This is a genomic window from Acidovorax sp. FJL06 (assembly GCF_003852545.1).
Classification (GTDB): Bacteria; Pseudomonadota; Gammaproteobacteria; order Burkholderiales; family Burkholderiaceae_C; genus Acidovorax.
The window spans coordinates 24,998-42,082 of the sequence record NZ_QAJR01000008.1 but is presented as its reverse complement, the minus strand read 5'-3'; the positions used below and the strand labels follow the sequence as shown (position 1 = coordinate 42,082).

General features: G+C 68.8%; 18 protein-coding genes and 1 riboswitch. Of the genes, 12 read left to right on the top strand and 6 right to left on the bottom strand.

Going from position 1 to position 17,085, the window contains the following annotated elements; genetic code table 11:
• Positions 1–513: methyl-accepting chemotaxis protein (locus DBV10_RS05210; protein WP_233589812.1), on the top strand; the 513-nt coding region annotated here is incomplete at its 5' end.
• 89 nt (positions 514–602) lie between these two features.
• Here DBV10_RS05210 and DBV10_RS05205 read toward each other — a convergent pair.
• From DBV10_RS05205 to DBV10_RS05195, 3 genes are all read right to left on the bottom strand, one after another.
• Positions 603–1,157 carry a 6,7-dimethyl-8-ribityllumazine synthase gene (locus DBV10_RS05205; RefSeq protein ID WP_124511309.1) on the bottom strand — a complete coding sequence of 185 codons (555 nt, stop codon included), beginning with the start codon at positions 1,155–1,157 and terminating at the stop codon, positions 603–605.
• Positions 1,158–1,476: 319 nt separating this feature from the next.
• Positions 1,477–1,650: riboswitch (FMN riboswitch) on the bottom strand.
• Positions 1,651–1,881: 231 nt separating this feature from the next.
• On the bottom strand, positions 1,882–2,379 hold the full coding sequence (locus DBV10_RS05200) for a hypothetical protein (protein ID WP_124511307.1): 498 nt from the start codon (positions 2,377–2,379) through the stop codon (positions 1,882–1,884).
• Between the two features lie 67 nt (positions 2,380–2,446).
• Positions 2,447–3,088: an NAD(P)-dependent oxidoreductase gene (locus DBV10_RS05195; RefSeq protein ID WP_124511305.1), complete on the bottom strand. Its 642-nt coding sequence runs from the start codon at positions 3,086–3,088 to the stop codon at positions 2,447–2,449.
• A 119-nt stretch (positions 3,089–3,207) separates the two neighbouring features.
• On the opposite strand from DBV10_RS05195, the gene DBV10_RS05190 reads away from it, so the two are divergent.
• From DBV10_RS05190 to DBV10_RS05160, 7 genes are all read left to right on the top strand, one after another.
• Complete coding sequence (locus tag DBV10_RS05190) at positions 3,208–4,110, top strand: LysR family transcriptional regulator (RefSeq protein ID WP_124511303.1); 903 nt, start codon at positions 3,208–3,210, stop codon at positions 4,108–4,110.
• A gap of 297 nt (positions 4,111–4,407) precedes the next feature.
• Positions 4,408–4,812: a hypothetical protein gene (locus tag DBV10_RS05185; RefSeq protein WP_124511301.1), complete on the top strand. Its 405-nt coding sequence runs from the start codon at positions 4,408–4,410 to the stop codon at positions 4,810–4,812.
• A 29-nt stretch (positions 4,813–4,841) separates the two neighbouring features.
• A complete protein-coding gene (locus tag DBV10_RS05180; protein WP_124511299.1) occupies positions 4,842–5,720 on the top strand; it encodes a LysR family transcriptional regulator in 879 nt (292 codons plus the stop codon).
• A 33-nt stretch (positions 5,721–5,753) separates the two neighbouring features.
• Positions 5,754–6,059 (top strand): antibiotic biosynthesis monooxygenase, encoded by a 306-nt coding sequence (locus DBV10_RS05175; RefSeq protein ID WP_124511297.1) that lies wholly within the window; start codon positions 5,754–5,756, stop codon positions 6,057–6,059.
• A gap of 154 nt (positions 6,060–6,213) precedes the next feature.
• Entirely contained in the window at positions 6,214–7,173 is a 960-nt protein-coding gene (locus tag DBV10_RS05170) for a chemotaxis protein (RefSeq protein ID WP_124511295.1), read from the top strand.
• 326 nt (positions 7,174–7,499) lie between these two features.
• Complete coding sequence (locus DBV10_RS05165) at positions 7,500–8,048, top strand: hypothetical protein (protein ID WP_124511293.1); 549 nt, start codon at positions 7,500–7,502, stop codon at positions 8,046–8,048.
• A gap of 21 nt (positions 8,049–8,069) precedes the next feature.
• A complete protein-coding gene (locus DBV10_RS05160) occupies positions 8,070–8,732 on the top strand; it encodes a DUF4124 domain-containing protein (RefSeq protein ID WP_124511291.1) in 663 nt (220 codons plus the stop codon).
• A 4-nt stretch (positions 8,733–8,736) separates the two neighbouring features.
• Here DBV10_RS05160 and DBV10_RS05155 read toward each other — a convergent pair whose 3' ends face one another.
• Complete coding sequence (locus DBV10_RS05155) at positions 8,737–9,711, bottom strand: NAD-dependent epimerase/dehydratase family protein (protein ID WP_124511289.1); 975 nt, start codon at positions 9,709–9,711, stop codon at positions 8,737–8,739.
• A 49-nt stretch (positions 9,712–9,760) separates the two neighbouring features.
• On the opposite strand from DBV10_RS05155, the gene DBV10_RS05150 reads away from it, so the two are divergent.
• Genes DBV10_RS05150 through DBV10_RS05135 form a run of 4 tightly spaced genes read left to right on the top strand, consistent with a single transcriptional unit; the run spans position 9,761 to position 14,755 of the window.
• Complete coding sequence (locus tag DBV10_RS05150; RefSeq protein ID WP_124511287.1) at positions 9,761–10,825, top strand: CDP-6-deoxy-delta-3,4-glucoseen reductase; 1,065 nt, start codon at positions 9,761–9,763, stop codon at positions 10,823–10,825.
• A gap of 2 nt (positions 10,826–10,827) precedes the next feature.
• On the top strand, positions 10,828–13,056 hold the full coding sequence (locus DBV10_RS05145; protein ID WP_233589811.1) for an ATP-binding protein: 2,229 nt from the start codon (positions 10,828–10,830) through the stop codon (positions 13,054–13,056).
• Positions 13,053–13,745 (top strand): response regulator transcription factor, encoded by a 693-nt coding sequence (locus DBV10_RS05140; RefSeq protein ID WP_124511285.1) that lies wholly within the window; start codon positions 13,053–13,055, stop codon positions 13,743–13,745. Before DBV10_RS05145 ends, DBV10_RS05140 begins: the two co-directional genes overlap by 4 nt.
• Before the next feature lie 32 nt (positions 13,746–13,777).
• Complete coding sequence (locus tag DBV10_RS05135; RefSeq protein WP_124511283.1) at positions 13,778–14,755, top strand: tripartite tricarboxylate transporter substrate binding protein; 978 nt, start codon at positions 13,778–13,780, stop codon at positions 14,753–14,755.
• Positions 14,756–14,934: 179 nt separating this feature from the next.
• On the opposite strand, the gene folK is transcribed toward DBV10_RS05135, so the two are convergent.
• Both folK and pcnB read right to left on the bottom strand, forming a co-directional pair.
• On the bottom strand, positions 14,935–15,447 hold the full coding sequence (gene folK, locus DBV10_RS05130; RefSeq protein ID WP_124511281.1) for a 2-amino-4-hydroxy-6-hydroxymethyldihydropteridine diphosphokinase: 513 nt from the start codon (positions 15,445–15,447) through the stop codon (positions 14,935–14,937).
• Between the two features lie 11 nt (positions 15,448–15,458).
• Complete coding sequence (gene pcnB, locus DBV10_RS05125; protein WP_124511279.1) at positions 15,459–17,063, bottom strand: polynucleotide adenylyltransferase PcnB; 1,605 nt, start codon at positions 17,061–17,063, stop codon at positions 15,459–15,461.
• Positions 17,064–17,085 lie beyond the last annotated feature (22 nt).

Sequence of the window (17,085 nt, the reverse complement as noted above, 5' to 3'; positions counted from 1 at the left end):
TTCCAGACCAACATCCTGGCGCTCAACGCCGCCGTGGAGGCCGCGCGCGCAGGCGAGCAGGGCCGGGGCTTTGCCGTGGTGGCCAGCGAGGTGCGCAACCTGGCCCAGCGCAGTGCCGAAGCGGCCAAGGAGATCAAGGGCCTGATCCATGCCAGCGTGGAGCGCGTGGAGCAAGGCACGACGCTGGTGGACAAGGCGGGCGCCACGATGACCGAGGTGGTGGCCTCGATCCGCCGCGTGACCGACATCGTGGGCGAGATCAGCGCAGCCAGCAGCGAGCAGAGCGCAGGCGTGGCCCAGGTGGGCGAGGCCGTGATGCAGATGGACCAGGCCACGCAGCAGAACGCGGCGCTGGTGGAGCAAAGCGCGGCCGCCGCCGACAGCCTCAAGGCCCAGGCCCAGCAGCTGGTGCAGGCGGTGGCGGTGTTCCGGCTGGCAGAGACGGATGCCCCTCCGGCACGGGCCTACCCCGCAGCCCCCGTGGCCCACCCGCCCCGGCTAGCGGCAACCTGAGCGGTCTGCGCCAAAAAGGGCCATAGCGCCCGCCCAGCAAGCGCTATCAGCTATTTTTTACATAGCAAACACGCATCCAGCGTCCCGGGTCAGGCGGCTTCGGCCACGGCAGGCACTGCCTGCTGGGGCGTTGCCAGCGTGGGCGAGGCCAGCTTGCGCAGGTAGGCCATGGTCTGCAGGCAGGCCTGCGCCACCTCGGTGCCCTTCTTCACGAAATGCTCGCGGAAGAAGCGCACATGGTCCTCGTGGTCGTGGAAGTCGCGCGGCGTGAGCACGGCCGACATCACGGGCACCTCGGTGTCGAGCTGCACGCGCATCAGGCCGTCGATGACGGCGGTGGTGACGAACTCGTGGCGGTAGATGCCGCCGTTGACCACCAGCGCACAGGCCACGATGGCGTCGTAGCGCCCGCTGCGTGCGAGCTTGCGTGCCAAGAGCGGGATCTCGAACGCACCGGGCACGTCGAACAGCGCCACCTGCGCGGGCGGCAGGCCGTTGCGGTCGAACTCGGCCAGCGCCGCGTCGCGCGCCTGGTGCACGATGTCCTGGTGCCAGCTGGCACTGATGATGGCCACGCGGGCGCCACGGTGGGCTGCCACGGAGGCGGGAAGGGAAGAAATAGCAGAAGGGGAGAACTGATTCATGGGTTCCTCAAGACAGGTATGGCCAGAATCAGGGCGCGCGCGAACACGGCGCCCGCACAAAGCGGCGCAGACCCCGGGCATGCGAGCAAGCAAGCAAGAGAGCAAGCACGCAGGCACCCAAGGTCCAGCCACCCTATGGCGGGTGCTCTAGGGATGTCCTGCATAACTCTCTGCGGTCCGTGATAGCGCGGTCTCGGGCGGTCCGCTGCGTTGCTTTTCTTGCCAATAGCCGCGCTACTGGCTGCAAAAAGTCGCCTTGCGGCCCATCCCGATCTGCACTACCACCGACTCGCGAGGGTTATGCAGGACATCCCTAGTTTCGCGATCTCTTTCATCCGGACTGTGACCGTCGGCTCTGGCATCGCACCAGATCTGCTGACCCTGCGGGGTGGTGGTTCCGAGGAACGGCCCTGCAGGCGCTCGCGGGCTCTTGCTGGCCTTTCAGCCCGCAAATACCGCCGGTGGGGAATTACGCCCCGCCCTGAGAACGCTGTCGGCCCCGAAGGTCATCCGGGGCCGACGGGGACATTTTAGGAGGTTGGTGATGCCAGCAGGGTCGCCAAGGCGATTGGGCGGGGTGCCCCTGCTGCGCGCTTTGCTTCGGTGTTCGTCACGGCGCCACCCACCCCATCGCCGCCTCCCGTGCGGGCTGAGGTTCTTGTCGAAGCCTTGCGCGGCGCTTCGACAATCTCGGCGTGAACGGTGGTGCGTTGCGCAATGCCGCTCAGCGCACGCGCTGAAACCCGCCCTCGGCCCAGGCCGCTGCGCTGGCGGGCGTGAGCTTGAAGGTGGGCGGCACGGACACGCGCGCCAGTTCTTCGCCCAGCTCGTCCTGGGCGCTCAGCGTGGCCGTAGCGCCCTCTTCGTCGGGCACGATGGCCAGGGCCACGCGCAGGCGCTGGCCCTCGGCCGTGGTGATGCGCACGTTCTTGTTGAGCTGTGCATGCAGCTGCTGCTCATGGCGGCGCAGCACCTCACTGGCCGTCTTGACCAGGGTGTGGAAGGCCGAGACATCCAGCGGCTTGGGGTTTTTCTTGTCCCGCCCCATCGTCCACGGCCCCACCAGCGCGGGCTCGGCCTCGCCCCGCAGCGTCATGGACACCGCCCAGCCGTCGTCGTCCTCGTTCTTGATGACCTGCGCCGTCCAGTGGCCATCGCTCCACCGGCGCGGCTCCTGGAGGGTTTCGGGTGCGTCGAAGGTGTTGGCAAGGGCGTCGGTCATGGGTGCGGGCGAAACGGAAAAAAGGCGCAGAGCATACGCCCAGACCGCCGCGCCCTGCATTACCCCCTCAGTTCGCCACCGTAAACCGCTTCTGCACGTGGCGCGGCGCTTCCAGCTCATCGGCCATCGCCACGGCCAGGTCGGCCACGCTGATGCTGCCGGGCTGGTCGCCGTTCATCAGCGGGGCCTCGTCGCCCAGGCGGTATTGGCCGGTGCGCTCGCCGGGTTGCAGCAGGATGGGGGGGGACAGGAAGGTCCAGTCCAGCGTGTTTTCAGTGCGGATCCAGTTCAGGGCTTCGCGGGCGGCCAGGGCGCCCTGCTTCCATTCGGCGGGGAACTGGGGCGTGTCCACCAGCTGCAGGCCGGGCGCCACAAACAGGCTGCCCGCGCCGCCCACCACCAGCAGGCGGCGCACGCCGGCCTGCTTGGTGCCGTCGATGATCGCGCGGGTGCCCTGGAGGAACTGGTCGTGGATGTCCGGCACCGTCCAGCCGGGGTTGTAGGCGCTCACCACCGCATCATGGCCTGCCACCGCCTTGGCGACCTGGGCGGCGTCTTGCGCGTCGGCGGCAACCACCGTCAGGCCTTCACGGGCCGCCAGCTTGCCTGGGTTGCGGGCCAACACCGTCACCCGGTGGCCGCGTTGCAGCAGTTCATTCAGCACGGCCGAGCCGACAAAGCCGGTGGCACCGATCAGGGCGATGTTCATGGGGTCTCCTGGGGATCAAAGTTGCGATGGAGTGAGAATACGGGCTTGTCAAAGCAGGCGGTAGAGGGCTTAAAACACCTTCTCTTTGAAGCCATACTTCACAATCCACCCCAATCCCCATGGATGACCTCAAACGCATGGCCGTGTTTGCCGCCGTGGTGCAGCACGGCTCGATGAGCGGGGCGGCCCGCGCCCTGGGCATGAGCACCTCGGCCGTGAGCCAGCAGGTGCGCAAGCTCGAAAGCGATGGCGGCGTGACGCTGCTGCACCGCTCCACGCGCAAGCTGGCGCTCACCGAAGCCGGCCAGCGCTACCACGTGCGCTGTGCGGCGATGTGGGCCGCCGCCGAGCAGGCGCGGGCCGAGCTTGCCGCCTCGCGCGATGCGCCCAGCGGCGAGCTGCGCCTGTCGGCCACGGTGGGTTTTGCGCGCTACATCGCCCCGGCCCTGGGGCAACTGCTGGCCGCGCACCCGGCGCTGCGCCTGCGCCTGCTGGTGGACGACGCACCCATCGACCTCATCAATGCCCGCATCGACCTGGCGGTGCGCTATGGCCGGCTGCAGGACTCCAGCTGGGCCGCGCGGCGCCTGGGCGGCTTGCAGTGGTGGCTGTGCGCATCGCCGGCCTGGGTGGCGGCCCACGGCATGCCGCAGCACCCCGATGCGCTGCTGGGCTACAGCTGGCTGGGTTTTGCGCGCGAAAGCGGCGGCCTGGTGGTCGACCTGCGCAGCCCCGACGGAGAACCCCGCGCGCTGCGTGTGGAGCCGCGCATCGCCAGCAACAACCAGCTGTCCATCCAGCAGATGTGCGAGGCCGGGCTGGGCCTGGCACTGGTGGGCAGCATGGATTCGCACGATGCGCTGCAGGCCGGCCGGCTGGTGCGGTTGCTGCCCGACTGGTCGTTCGGCGCGCTGGACATCTGGGCCGTGACGCCCCAGCGCGATGCGCAGCCGGCCAAGGTGCGCCAAGCGATCGCCGCGCTGCAGGCCTATCTGCGCCAGGTGCCGGGCGTCACGGATTAAGGCAACGCTGAATAAGTCCCGCGATGGCGCGCGCCCTGGTTTGGGATGGGCGGCAAGGCGCAAAGCGCAGCAATAGCCGTAGCTATTGCGAGCATTTGCAACGCCGCAGACCGCCCAAAACAGGGATGCGCGACACGCGAGGACTTATTCAGCGTTGCCTTAACGCATCCATCGGTTTTTTATCGCCGCGGCCCACAAATTCCATCGTTGTGCCGCAGGCAGGCTGTGCCTACAGTCGCGGCTCCCTGGCCAGGGTTTGACGGATTGATTGTTCCTACCCCCCACCGGAGACCCGAGATGACGACCCTCCCGCCGCTTGCCTTCCCCATCGACCGCGTGCTTGCCGCCTTCGAGCAGCAAGACGTGCCCACGCTGCTGGCCACCGTTTCCGACGATGTGGACTTCCGCATCGACCACTACCGCGACGATGCCGACACCGGCTGGCAAATCGCGCACAACAAGGCCGATCTCATGGCCGTGGTGCAGCGCCTGGGCGCCGAGGTGTTTCCGCGCGGCACGAAGATCCTGCACACCCACAGCCAGCCGCTGGGCAACGACTGGATACTCACCCAGTTCCACCAGCGCTTCTTCTATGCGGTACAACAGCGCGAGGTGGAATCCGTGACCTGGATCACCAGCCATTCGCAGAACGGCCAGGTGGACTATTTCCGCGAAACCGTCACCACCATCACCCCGGTCTGACAACCTGATCCAAGAAAGGCTCCGCCGCCATGCTGTTTGACCTGCGCGCCCTGGGCTACTTCGTGGCGGCGTATGAAGAGCGCTCGGTCACGGCCGCCTCGCGCCGCTGCTTCGTGGCGCAGCCCTCGATCAGCATGGCCATCAAGGGGCTGGAGGATGCGCTCGACACTCCCCTGTTCGAGCGCAGCCGCCAGGGCCTGGCCCCCACGCCCGCCGCGCACCGGCTGTACCCCCGTGCCTGCAGCCTGCTGGCCCAGTCCAGCGCGATGGTGCGCGACTTTCGTGACGCTCCACGCGAAACGCTGGGCATCTTCCTGCAGGATGACCTGATGGTGCAGCAGGCCACGCCCCTGTTCGCGCACATCGCGCAGGAGCTGCCCCACACCCTGGTGCGGCTCACCGCCAGCGGGCAAGAGGCGCGGCTGCGCATGGTGGCCGAGCACTGCAAGCCGGCGGGCGACACCTTTGCGCCGCTGTGGCACGAGCCCTATGTGATGCTGGTGCCCGAGCAGCACCCGCTGCGCTTCAAGAAGCGTTTCGGCCTGGCAGACATCGAAGGCCTGCCCCTCATCGAATGGCCCTACTGCCCGCTGCACCAGTCCTTCATCCGCCTGCTGGCCGAGCGGGGGATTGCGCTGCAGGTGCAGGCCAGCGCCGCGCGCGAGGAGCTGCTGCTGCACATGGTGGACGCGGGCATGGGCCTGGCCGTGGTGCCGCAGTCGCATGCAGCCCAGGCGCGCCGCGCGCTCACCCGCCCGCTGGATGGGCCCCTGGCCTTTTCGCGCCACATTGGCCTGGCCTGCGACGCGTCGGATGCGCCCCTGCTCGGGCTGCTGCACCGCCTGGCGGACGGCATGAAGGCCACCGCAGCCCAGCCCGAGCCCATGCAGCGCAGCAATGTGGTCTGATACCCTGCCCCATCCACCCCTGTTGCAACCCCCATGATTCTGGAAATTGCCCACCTCACCGTCCGCCCTGGCCAGAACAGCGCGTTTGAACAGGCTTTTGCCCAGGCGCAGCGCATCATTGCCTCCATGCCCGGCTATCTCTCGCACGAACTCGGGCATTGCGTGGAGCGCCCTCAGGACTATGTGTTGCTGGTGCGCTGGGCCACCCTGGCCGATCACGAGGTGGGATTCCGCCAATCGGCCCCGTACCAGGAGTGGAAGCGGCTGCTGCACCATTTCTACGACCCCTTCCCCACCGTAGTGCACTTCGCGCCGGTGGTGCTGCCCCCGGCGGCGTAACAGATTTCAGGCGGACTGTGTCGGCGCGGCGACGGCGGCATGCTGCAGCGCACTATTCGGGTATTGCCTGAAGATTTAGCGTACTGCGCGCGCCGTTTGGGTCCTAGAATTTGTAATAGCGCGTATCTTCCTATTTCTGCGCGAAGGACCCATCATGAAAGCCATCCAGCAGGACATCGACGAGCGGACCAACCTCACCAGCACCAACAAGTTCGAGCTGCTGCTGTTCCGCCTGGGCGTGGACAACGCCCTGGGCAAGTCCGAGCTTTTTGGCATCAACGTCTTCAAGATCCGCGAGATCGTGGCCATGCCCAGCATCACGCCCATTGCGGGCACAACGCAATACTCGCTGGGCGTGGTCAACCTGCGCGGCCAGGTGATCCCGGTGCTGGACCTGCCCGCCATCGTGGGCTGCAAGCCCCAGACGGGCCTGAACATCATGCTGGTGACCGAGTACGCACGCACCACCCAGGCGTTTGCGGTCGAATCGGTGGAAGACATCGTGCGGCTGGACTGGAAGCAGGTGCTTTCGGCCGAAACCAGCGGCGCCGCCGGCAAGCTGGTCACCAGCATTGCCCGCCTGGACGGCAACACCGACGAATCGCGCCTGGCCCAGGTGCTGGACGTGGAGGCCATCCTGCAGATGGTGTCGCCATCGGATGGCCACGAAGTGACCGAGGAAAAGGTGGGCGCCAAGCTCAAGCTCAAGCCCGGCACCATGATCCTTGCGGCAGACGATTCGTTCGTGGCCCGCTCGCTCATCGAGCAGGAACTCAAGGTGCTCAACGCCCCCTACGAGATGGTCAAGTCGGGCAAGGAGGCCTGGGACCGCCTCAACGCCATTGCCAAAAGCGCCGAAGCCGAGGGCAAGACCGTGCTGGACCGCATTGCCATGGTGCTCACCGACCTGGAAATGCCGGAAATGGACGGTTTCACGCTGACCCGCAACATCAAGCAGGACGCCCGCTTTCACGGCCTGCCGGTGGTCATCCACTCGTCCCTGTCGGGCTCGGCCAACGAAGACCATGTGCGCAGCGTAGGCGCAGACGGCTATGTGGCCAAGTTCGTGGCCGAAGACCTGGCAGAAACCATCCGCCGCGTCTTGCCCAAGTAAGCCGCCACAGGGCCCCGCCACCGGTGGAGGGCATGGCGGGCCGGCGCAGGTTTTGGTGTTTTGTGCCTCCAGCGCAGATGCGGCAAGCGCTGGCAGCTATGGATTTTGAAGTTCTCAGGGGCCGCGCACCCGCCGGCCCACAGGTGGACGGCGCTACCGCTCGTCAGGCGCCTGGCCCTGGGGTCAACCAAATGGTGCGGCCAAACGCTAAAGTGCTTGGCACAGCCCATGCCAGCCCCTGAAATTTGTAACATCCCACCGGGGTGTTTTTCATGGGTTTTACGGAACCGCGCGGAACACGCCCCGCCGGCCAGAGTCTGAACACCATGACCTACACACTCGCCCGCATCATTTCTGCCTCGGCCCTGGGGGCCCTTGTGACGGGGTGCGCCACCGTGCCGGGCGACCCGTACTACGACCCGCCGCGCTACCAGGTGTACGAACAGCCGGGGTACATCTACAACGCTCCGCCGCCGGTGTACCAGGCCCCGCCCGTGTACCGTGCGCCGGGGGTGATCTATTCCGCCCCACCACCGCCCCCTGCCTACTACGGCGGGCGCGACCGGCATGATGACCGCTGGGACAATGGCCGTGACCGCAATGACTGGCGCGAGCGGGACCGGGACCGCGACCGTGCCGAGCGGGACCGTGCGGCCCGCGAGCGGGAGCAGCGCGACCAACAGGCCCGCGAAGCCGACCGCCGTGCACGCGAACGCGACCAGGCCCGCCGCGAACAAGCCGAGCGCGACCGCCGCGCCGCAGAAGACCGGCGCAACCGCGACAATCCCCCCGGGCGCCTGGCGCCCGACAGCTACACGCCCCACCCGCAGGACTGGCGCTCGCGCCAGCAGTCGAACAGCCAGGACAAGCCCTAAGAAGGCGTGAACGAACCCACCATGGCCCGACTCCACCCTCTCCTCCTTGCATGCCTGTGCGTGGCCTGGGTCGGCGCAGGCGCCCAGGCGCAGGTGGTGCGCTGCACCGACGCCGCCACGGGCAAGGTCACCTACACCGACGGCAAATGTGCAGGCGGGGCCACGGCGCGCGAAGTGGAGGCCCGCAAGACCCCCGAAGAGATCCAGCACGAACGCGAACAGGCCGCCGAAGCGCTGGCACTCAAGCAAAAGCGCCTGGAGGCCGAGAACAAGGCTGCGGAAACGGAAGCCCTGCGCAATGCGCAACGGGACCGCGCAGCGCCCGCCAAATCCCCGGACTACGCCCGGTCCCCCGAATGCGCGCGCTCGCGCCGCAACCTAGATATGGTGCTGGGCAGTGGCAACGCAGGCAGCTACGAACAAAGCCAGCGCATGGAGGCCGCCCAGCGGCAGGTGGACCTGGACTGCCTGGGCCCCGAGGGCTATGCAGAGGTGGAGAAAGCCCGTGCAGCCCGCCCCACCACGGTCAACACCACCACACCGCCGGTGGTGGTAGTGGTGCCGCCCCGCCACCCGGTCCGCCCCGTCGTCCCCCCGCCCGCTCCGGTGCCGGAGCCGAAGAAGTTCACGCAGTGCAATGTGTTCCGCTGCTACGACAGCCAGGGCAACAGCTACCCGCGCTGAGAGCCTATTGATCTATTGAGCTCTCGGCACCGCGCAAGCTCTGCAGCCCCTGTGCCACGCTGGGGTAGCGCAGCCGCACACCCAGCTCCTGCTGCATGCGCCGGTTGTCCAGTCGGCGCGACTCGCCCATGAAGCTCAGCAGCATCAAGGACAACTGCTCCTGCGCCGTGCTGCGCGGCACCCGCGGGGGGCGCGGCAGGCCATACAGATCGGCAGCCAGATCAAAGTAGTCGCCCATCTTCAGGTGGGTTGCATCGCTCACGTTGTAGGCACGCTGGGGCCGCCCCTTCCACAGCGCGGCCATGCAGGCGCGTGCCAGATCGTCGGCATGGATGTGGTTGGTGAACACGTCGTCCTCGGGCACCAGCACCGGCGTTCCGCGCCGCAGGCGGGCCTCGGGCGTGCCGCCCTCGCGGTCGGGGGCGTAGATGCCCGGAATGCGCAGCACGCTGGCCCGCACCCCGGCGCGGCCCAGGTGGCGCACGGCACGCTCGGCGTTCACCCGGCGCTGCGCGCGGGGCGTGGCGGGGGCCAAGGTGCGCGTCTCCGGCACCAGGGCGCCCTGGCAGTCGCCATACACCCCGCTGGTGGAGGCATAGGCCAGCGACACCGGCAGGCGGCGCAGCCGCAGCACACGGGCCAGCGCCACGGTGCGCGGATCGCTCCACCAGGCCGCCCCTCCAGCGCCTTCGCCGGGCGGCGGCGCCAGGTGCAGCACCCGCGTGGCCACGCCCGACAGGCGCCGCACGGTGGCGGCATCGTCCAGATTGCCCAGCAGCGGCCGTGCGCCCAGGCGGCGCAGCCCCGCCACGCGGGCCGGGCTGGAGGTGAGCGCCAGCACCTGCAGGCGCCCCGCGCCCGGGCCGGTGTTCAGGTCACGCACCACACGTTGACCCACGTCACCACAGCCCACGATCAGCAGGCGTTCACGGCGAAAGCGCGCCGGCAGGGCGCCAAGGGGGTTTTGGTTTGAAGGCAAAATCGGGGCCGTTTGCTTGGATAGAACACGTCCCGAGGATACCCACAACATGACCAGCGCCGAGGCTGCCACCACCGCAGCGTTCCAGATCACCGTGCAGCCCAGCGGCCGCGCTTTCAGTGCCAACACGGGCCAGACCATCCTGGCCGCCGCCATCCAGAGCGGCGTGGGCCTGCCCTACGGCTGCAAGGACGGCGCCTGCGGCTCCTGCAAGTGCAAAAAGATCAGCGGCACGGTGCGCCATGGCGAGCACCAGCCCAAGGCGCTCAGCGCCGACGAAGAGGCCGCCGGCCTGGTGCTGACCTGCTGCGCCGAGCCACTGTCGGACGTGGTGCTCGAATCGCGCCAGGTCACCGACGAAAGTGCCTACCCGATCAAGAAGATGCCGGTACGCGTGTCCACCCTGGAGAAAAAGTCGCCGGACGTGATGCAGGTGCGCCTGCAGCTGCCCGCCGCCGACACCTTCCGCTACCACGCGGGCCAGTACATCGAATTCATCCTGCGCGATGGCGCCCGCCGCGCGTATTCCATGGCCAACGCCCCCCACACGCAGACCGAGGCGCCCGGGGTGGAACTGCATATCCGCCACATGCCCGGCGGCAAGTTCACCGACCATGTGTTCGGCGCGATGAAGGAAAAAGAAATCCTGCGCGTCGAAGGCCCGTTCGGCAGCTTCTTCCTGCGCGAGGACTCGGACAAGCCCATCGTGCTGCTGGCCTCGGGCACGGGCTTCGCCCCCATCAAGGCGCTGATCGAGCACCTGCAGTTCAAGGGCATCACCCGCCCCACCGCGCTGTACTGGGGCGGCCGCCGCCCAGAAGACCTCTACATGCACGACTGGGTGCAGGCCCGCGCGGCCGAGCTGCCCTGGCTGCGCTACATCCCCGTCATCTCCAACGCCCTGCCCGAAGACGGCTGGAGTGGCCGCACGGGCTTTGTGCACCAGGCCGTGCTCGACGATGTTGCCGACCTCTCGGGCCACCAGGTCTATGCCTGCGGCGCGCCCATCGTGGTCGATTCGGCCCGCGCGGCCTACAGTGCCCAGCGCGGCCTGCCGCCCGAAGAGTTCTTCGCCGACTCCTTCACCTCCGAAGCCGATAAACACGGCGGCTGACCGTGGACCCGCGCGCGGCGCCCGCCGACTCTGCCGAGGCCGGCGCCCCGCGCCCTTCACACCGGTTGCCCCGGCTGCGCCGGGGTGCGGGGTTCATCGCGGCCCTGCTGTGCCTGGCCGTGCTGCTGGTGGTGGCGGCCGGCGAATGGGCGGCCCAGAGCGAACGGGATGCCCAGTGGGACAACCTGCGCCGCTCGGGCGAGGTGCAGGCCCTGGCGCTGCGGGGGGTGGCCACGCGCTACAACTACCTGCCCTTCACCACCGCCCAGCACCCGCTGGTCAGCCAACTGCTGCACCACCCCGCATCCCAGGCAGTGCGCGACGCCGCCAACGCCTACCTGCAGACCGTGAACGAGCACGCGGGCTCCGACATGCTCTATGTGATGGACCTGCAAGGCCTCACGCTCGCATCGAGCAACTGGGACACCCCCAACAGCTTCGTGCACCAGAACTACCGCAACCGCCCCTACTTTCACGATGCGCTGGGCGGTGACACCGGGCGCTTTTATGGCGTGGGCAAGACCACGGGCGAACCCGGCCTGTTTGTGTCGGCGCCCGTGCGCGAAAACGGCCGGGTGATCGGCGTGGTGGCCGTCAAGGTGCGCATGGAGCCCATCGCCAACCCCTGGGAGCAGCTGCGCGACCCGGTGTTTGTGACGGACGCGCGCGGCATCGTGTTCCTGGGCTCCGAGCCCACCTGGCTGTACCGCACCAGCCGGCCCGTGCCCGCCGCCGACGTGCAGCTGCTGCAGCACAACGAGCAGTACGGCACCGGCTGGACGCCCCGCCCCGTGCCCTGGGCCCTGCGCCTGCTGGACGACCAGCCCGGCGCCGAGCTGCACCTGGCAGGCAACGGCAAGCAGTACCTCGCGCTCGAGGAAGCCCTGCCCGACCTGGGCTGGACACTCACCGTCACGGCCGACAGCCGGGTGGTCACCGTGGCGCGCCAGCAGGCCTGGGCACTGGCCACGCTGGCCTCGGGCCTGCTGGTGCTGGGCACCCTGTACTGGCAGCTGCGCGAGCGCCGCCTGGCCGAAAACCGCCAGGCCCGCATCGGGCTGGAGCAGCGCGTGCAGGAACGCACCCATGCGCTGCAACAGGCCCAGGCGTTCCGCCAGTCGATGGAAGACTCGCTGCTGGTCGGCATGCGCGCGCGCGACCTGGAGGGCCGCATCGTCTACGTGAACGCCGCCATGTGCGACATGGTGGGCTACACGGCCTCCGAACTCATCGGCAGCCTGCCGCCCTACCCCTACTGGCACCCCGACGACCTGGACCGGCATTGGCGTGACGTGGACATCGTCCAGGCCGGCAAGGCCTCGCCCCAGGGCCGCGAAAACCGGCTGCGCCACCGCGATGGCTCGGACGTGTACACCATGTTCTACACCACCCGGCTCATCGACGGCCATGGCCAGCACATCGGCTGGATGAGTTCGGTGGTGGATATCACCGCCCAGAAGCGCGCCGAAGAACAGCAGCAGCAGCGCGAAGCCCAGCTGCAGCGCGTGCAGCGCGTGATCACCGTGGGCGAGATGGCCTCCACCCTGGCGCACGAGCTGAACCAGCCGCTCGCGGCCCTGGTCAACTACGCGGCCGCCGCCAAGTCCCTGGCCGCACAGGGCAAGCCCGAGCTGCTGAACGACACCCTGGCCGCGCTCTCGGCCCAGGCGCTGCGCGCAGCCGACATCGTGGGCCGCATCCGCCGCTGGGTGCGCCAGCACCCGGCGGCGGATGCGGCGCGCGAACCCTGCGACCTCAACGCCACCGTGGACCAGTCGCTCGCCCTGCTGCTGCGTGCCGAGGCGCGCCGGCACGGCGTGGCCGTGCGGCTGGACCTGGCCCGCGAACCCGTGCGGGTGAGCGCCGACCGCGTGCTGCTGGAGCAGGTGGTGCTGAACCTGGGGCTGAACGCGCTGCAGGCCATGCAGTCCCAGGCCACGCCGGCCCACGGCCCCGAGCTGCTGCTGCGCACGGCGGCCGAGGACGGCCATGCCTGCCTGCAGGTGCTGGACCGGGGCCCGGGCCTGGCGCCCGAGATTGCCGAGCGCCTGTTCGAACCGTTTTTCACCACCCGCGAAGGCGGCCTGGGCCTGGGCCTCAACATCTGCCGCTCCATCGTCGAAAGCATGGGCGGCGCGCTGCTGGCCCGCAACCGCGAAGGGGGCGGCGCCATCTTCGAGATCCGGCTTCCCCTGCACCCGGCGCCCGCCACCGCAGCGAACCCGCCATGACCCACCACCCCACCGCCCCGCCCGCTGCCCCGCTTCTTCAGGTCTACATCGTGGACGACGACGCAGGCGTGCGCCATTCGCTGGCCGCGCTGCTGCTGGCCCGTGGCCACGCGGCCCATGCCTTTGCCAGCGGGGCGGAGTTTCTGGCCCAGGCCGACCTGGCCCAGCCCGGCTGCGTGCTGCTGGACCTGCGCATGGACGGGATGAGCGGCCTGCAGGTGTTCGAGGCCATGCGCCAGCGCGGGTCGGTGCTCAAGACCGTGTTCCTGTCCGCCCACGGCGAGCTCGCCTCGGCCGTGGCCGCCGTCAAGCAGGGCGCGGTGGACTGGCTGGAAAAACCCTGCGACGAGGCCACGCTGCTGGCAGCCGTGCAGCGCGCGGCCCACCTGTCGCACGAGGTGGCCGCCGAGGCGCAGCGCTGCGCCCTGCTGCGCGAACGCTGGAATGCCCTGAGCCCGCGCCAGCAGGAGGTGGCACGCCTCGTGGCCACCGGCATCAGCAGCAAGGAAGTGGCCCGCGCCCTGGCCCAGCGCGACCCCGACCGCCCCATCGACCCGCGCACCGTGGACACGCACCGCTCGGCCATCTTCCTGAAACTGGACATCCGCTCGTCCCATGAGCTGGGCAGGCTGGTGGAAGACCTGGGCCTTGCGCAGGACACATCCCGCACACCGCCAAGGGGCTCGTAAGCTCTCTTACGATTTTTTTGCACAATGCACCCATGAACCGCAGAACCCTCCTCCTCAGCGCCGCTGCAGCCGCAGCGGTCTTCTCTTCCTCTGCCGCCTGGGCCCAGGACCCAGGCCAACCCATCCGCCTGATCGTGCCCTACGCCCCCGGCGGCCCCATCGACGTGACGGCCCGCGCGCTGGCCGAGCGCGTGCGCGAAGCGCTGGGCACGGTCATCATCGACAACAAGGGCGGCGCGGGCGGCAACATCGGCGCCGACGCGATTGCCAAGGCCGCCCCCGATGGCCTGACCATCGGCATCGCCGCCACGGCCACCCATGCGGTCAACCCCTGGCTGTATGCCCGCATGCCCTACGACGCGGGCAAGGACTTCGCAGGCATCACGCAGATGGTGCGCGTGCCCAACGTGCTGGTCATGAACGCCGCCAAGGCCGAGCAGCTCAAGATCCACACCGTGGCCGACCTGATCGCCTACGCCAAGGCCAACCCCGCCAAGCTCAACTACGGCAGTGGCGGCAACGGCAGCGCGGGCCACCTGGCGGGCGAGATGTTCAAGCAGCGCGCGGGCATCTTCGCGCTGCACATCCCCTACCGCGGCGCCAACCCGGCCCAGCTCGCGCTGCTGGCAGGCGAGGTGGACTTCAACATCGACAACCTGGCTGCCGCCGCGCCCAACATCCGCGCGGGCAAGCTCAAGGCGCTGGCCGTGACCTCGCTGGACGCCTCGGCCTCACTGCCCGGCGTGCCCCCGCTGTCGGCCACCTTCAAGGGTTTCTCCATCGACACCTGGTGGGGCCTGGTGGCGCCTGCGGCCACGCCCAAGCCCATCATCGACAAGCTGAACAAGGCCTTTGTGGCGGCGCTGCACGCGCCCGAGACCAAGGCCCGCTTTGGCGCCCTGCTGGCCGAGCCCGTGGCCACCACGCCGCAGCAATTCGACAGCTTCATGGCCACTGAACGCGCCAAGTACCAGCAGGTGGTGAAGGCTTCAGGCGCGAAAGTCGATTAACCCCCTGGGCCGCAACCCGCTCGTTGCCGCCGCCAGAGGCGGCAGCTCAGCCCCCCAACGGTGGCGCTGGAGGGGGCTGCGCCCGCATCGTCCGGTGTGGATGAACCTGGCGAACGGTGAGGAATTTTTAGGCCTTTTGGCCTCTTGCGCGCGTCCATCAAGCGCAAGCAGCTCCTGATTCAGGAGCACTCACCAGCCACACCACCCTCTGCCCAACCCGCATCGGCCAGCAGGTAGATGCTCTGCGCAGCCACCGCCTGCAGGGCTGCGGCGGCCACGCGCTCGTGCACCAGATCGGCCAGCGGGCGCAGCACGAACGCGCGCTCGGCCATGCGGGGGTGGGGCACGGTGAGCGCGGGGGTGTCGATCACCTGGTCGCCAAACCACAGGATGTCCAGGTCCAGCGTGCGCGGCGCGTTGCGGTAGGGGCGCTCACGGCCGGCGGATTGTTCGATGGCCTGCAGCGCCTGCAGCAGGGCCTCGGGTGTGAGCGCGGTGGCCACCTCGGCCACGGCGTTCAGGTAGTCGGGGCCACCAGCGTCCACCGGGGCGCTGCCGTACAGCGGCGACACCCGCAGCACGCGGGTGCCCGGGCATTGGCCCAGGGCAGCGAGGGCCTTGCGCAAGGCCACCTCACGCTCGCCCAGGTTGGCACCCAGGCCCACATAGACCCGGACGGGCTCTGCGCCCATGTCGCGCAAGCTCACTCGCCTGCCGCGGCAGGGGCTGCGCCTTCGCCACCGCCGGCCCCACCGGGCTTGCGGCGACGGCGGCGGCGCTTCTTGGGTGCGCCGCCTTCGGTGGCGAACTCTGCGTCCCCCTCCGACGGCCCAGCGTCTGCCGCAGGGCCTGCCGCGCGCGGGGCCGATGCGGGCGCTGGCGCCTGGTTGCGCGGCACGCGCTTGACCACGGGCTGCTGCGCTTTCTGGCGCGCCTTCTGCTCTTCGCGCGCCTGGTCCATCAGGTCTTCGCGGCGTTCGTCGTCGGCGGCCTGGAAGTCCTGCCACCATTCGGCCAGGGCCTCCTCGACCTCGCCCACGTCGGCGCGCAGGCGCATGAAATCAAAACCTGCCCGGAAGCGCGGTTGAATGACCATGCCAAACGGGGTGCTGCCCACGCGCTTTTCAAAGCGGGGCTGCATGACCCAGATCTCGCGCATGTCGGCCGCCAGCTTGCCCCGGCCCGACACGTCGCCGATGCGCCGGTCGAACACTTCGTCAATGGCCTCCTGCAGCGCGGGCAGCGGGTGCTGGCGCTGGTTCAGGCGCTCCGTCCAGCCATTGCGCACGTCTTCCCACAGCACGCAGGCCAGCAAGAAGCTGGGGGCCACGGGCTTGCCTTCGTTCACGCGGCGGTCGGTGTCCACCAGGGCCGCCTTCACAAACGGGGTGTCGGCACGCTCCACCGCCACGTCCAGCAGCGGGTAGATGCCTTTGGCCATGCCCAGCTTCTTGAGCTGCTCGATGGTGGCAATGGCGTGGCCGGTTTGCAGCAGCTTGAGCATTTCGTCGAACATGCGGCTTTGCGGCACCTCGGCCAGCAGCGCCTGCGACTGCACCAGCGGTGCGGCCGACTTGGCGTCGATGCTGAAGCCCAGGGGGCTGAGCTTGGCCGCAAAACGCACGGCGCGGATGATGCGCACCGGGTCTTCGCGGTAGCGCGTGGCCGGGTCGCCAATCATGCGCAGCGTCTTCTTCTTGGCGTCCTGCAAGCCCTTGTGGTAGTCCACCACCACCTGGCTCACCGGGTCGTAGTACATGGCGTTCACGGTGAAGTCGCGGCGCGTGGCGTCTTCGTCCTGCGGGCCCCAGACGTTGTCGCGCAGCACGCGGCCGCTGGCGTCCACGGCGTGCTGCATGCCCGACAGCTGGGCCTTGCTGGTCTTTTCGTTGCCCGACACCTGGCCTGCAGCAGCGTTGTCGAGGTAGGCGCGGAAGGTGGAGACCTCGATCACCTCGTGCTCGCGGCCCCGGCCGTGCACCACGTGCACGATGCGAAAGCGCTTGCCGATGATGAACGCGCGGCGGAACAGGCCCTTGACCTGCTCGGGCGTGGCATTGGTGGCCACGTCGAAGTCCTTGGGGCGCAGGCCCAAGAGCAGGTCGCGCACGGCGCCGCCGACGATGTAGGCCTCAAAACCCGCCTGCTTGAGGGTGGTGACCACCTCCACGGCGCGGCGATCCACCAGCTCGGGGTTGATGCCATGCACGCTGGCGGGCACCTCTTCGCGCTTGCCGAAATGCGGCTTGCCGCCCGAGGTGCCGGGCGTCGATTTGCCCAGCAGTTTGTCGATGAACTTCTTGATCATGGGTAGGGAGTAATCAGGGGAC

Excerpts from the sequence above, each read along its gene's own strand:
- DBV10_RS05165 (WP_124511293.1), top strand. The coding sequence starts at position 7,500 with ATGACCTACACACTCGCCCGCATCATTTCTGCCTCGGCCCTGGGGGCC.
- DBV10_RS05180 (WP_124511299.1), top strand. The coding sequence starts at position 4,842 with ATGCTGTTTGACCTGCGCGCCCTGGGCTACTTCGTGGCGGCGTATGAA.
- DBV10_RS05185 (WP_124511301.1), top strand. The coding sequence starts at position 4,408 with ATGACGACCCTCCCGCCGCTTGCCTTCCCCATCGACCGCGTGCTTGCC.
- pcnB (WP_124511279.1), bottom strand. The coding sequence starts at position 17,063 with ATGATCAAGAAGTTCATCGACAAACTGCTGGGCAAATCGACGCCCGGC.
- DBV10_RS05150 (WP_124511287.1), top strand. The coding sequence starts at position 9,761 with ATGACCAGCGCCGAGGCTGCCACCACCGCAGCGTTCCAGATCACCGTG.
- DBV10_RS05205 (WP_124511309.1), bottom strand. The coding sequence starts at position 1,157 with ATGAATCAGTTCTCCCCTTCTGCTATTTCTTCCCTTCCCGCCTCCGTG.
- DBV10_RS05175 (WP_124511297.1), top strand. The coding sequence starts at position 5,754 with ATGATTCTGGAAATTGCCCACCTCACCGTCCGCCCTGGCCAGAACAGC.
- DBV10_RS05195 (WP_124511305.1), bottom strand. The coding sequence starts at position 3,088 with ATGAACATCGCCCTGATCGGTGCCACCGGCTTTGTCGGCTCGGCCGTG.
- DBV10_RS05190 (WP_124511303.1), top strand. The coding sequence starts at position 3,208 with ATGGATGACCTCAAACGCATGGCCGTGTTTGCCGCCGTGGTGCAGCAC.
- DBV10_RS05200 (WP_124511307.1), bottom strand. The coding sequence starts at position 2,379 with ATGACCGACGCCCTTGCCAACACCTTCGACGCACCCGAAACCCTCCAG.
- DBV10_RS05170 (WP_124511295.1), top strand. The coding sequence starts at position 6,214 with ATGAAAGCCATCCAGCAGGACATCGACGAGCGGACCAACCTCACCAGC.
- folK (WP_124511281.1), bottom strand. The coding sequence starts at position 15,447 with ATGGGCGCAGAGCCCGTCCGGGTCTATGTGGGCCTGGGTGCCAACCTG.
- DBV10_RS05135 (WP_124511283.1), top strand. The coding sequence starts at position 13,778 with ATGAACCGCAGAACCCTCCTCCTCAGCGCCGCTGCAGCCGCAGCGGTC.
- DBV10_RS05140 (WP_124511285.1), top strand. The coding sequence starts at position 13,053 with ATGACCCACCACCCCACCGCCCCGCCCGCTGCCCCGCTTCTTCAGGTC.
- DBV10_RS05160 (WP_124511291.1), top strand. The coding sequence starts at position 8,070 with ATGGCCCGACTCCACCCTCTCCTCCTTGCATGCCTGTGCGTGGCCTGG.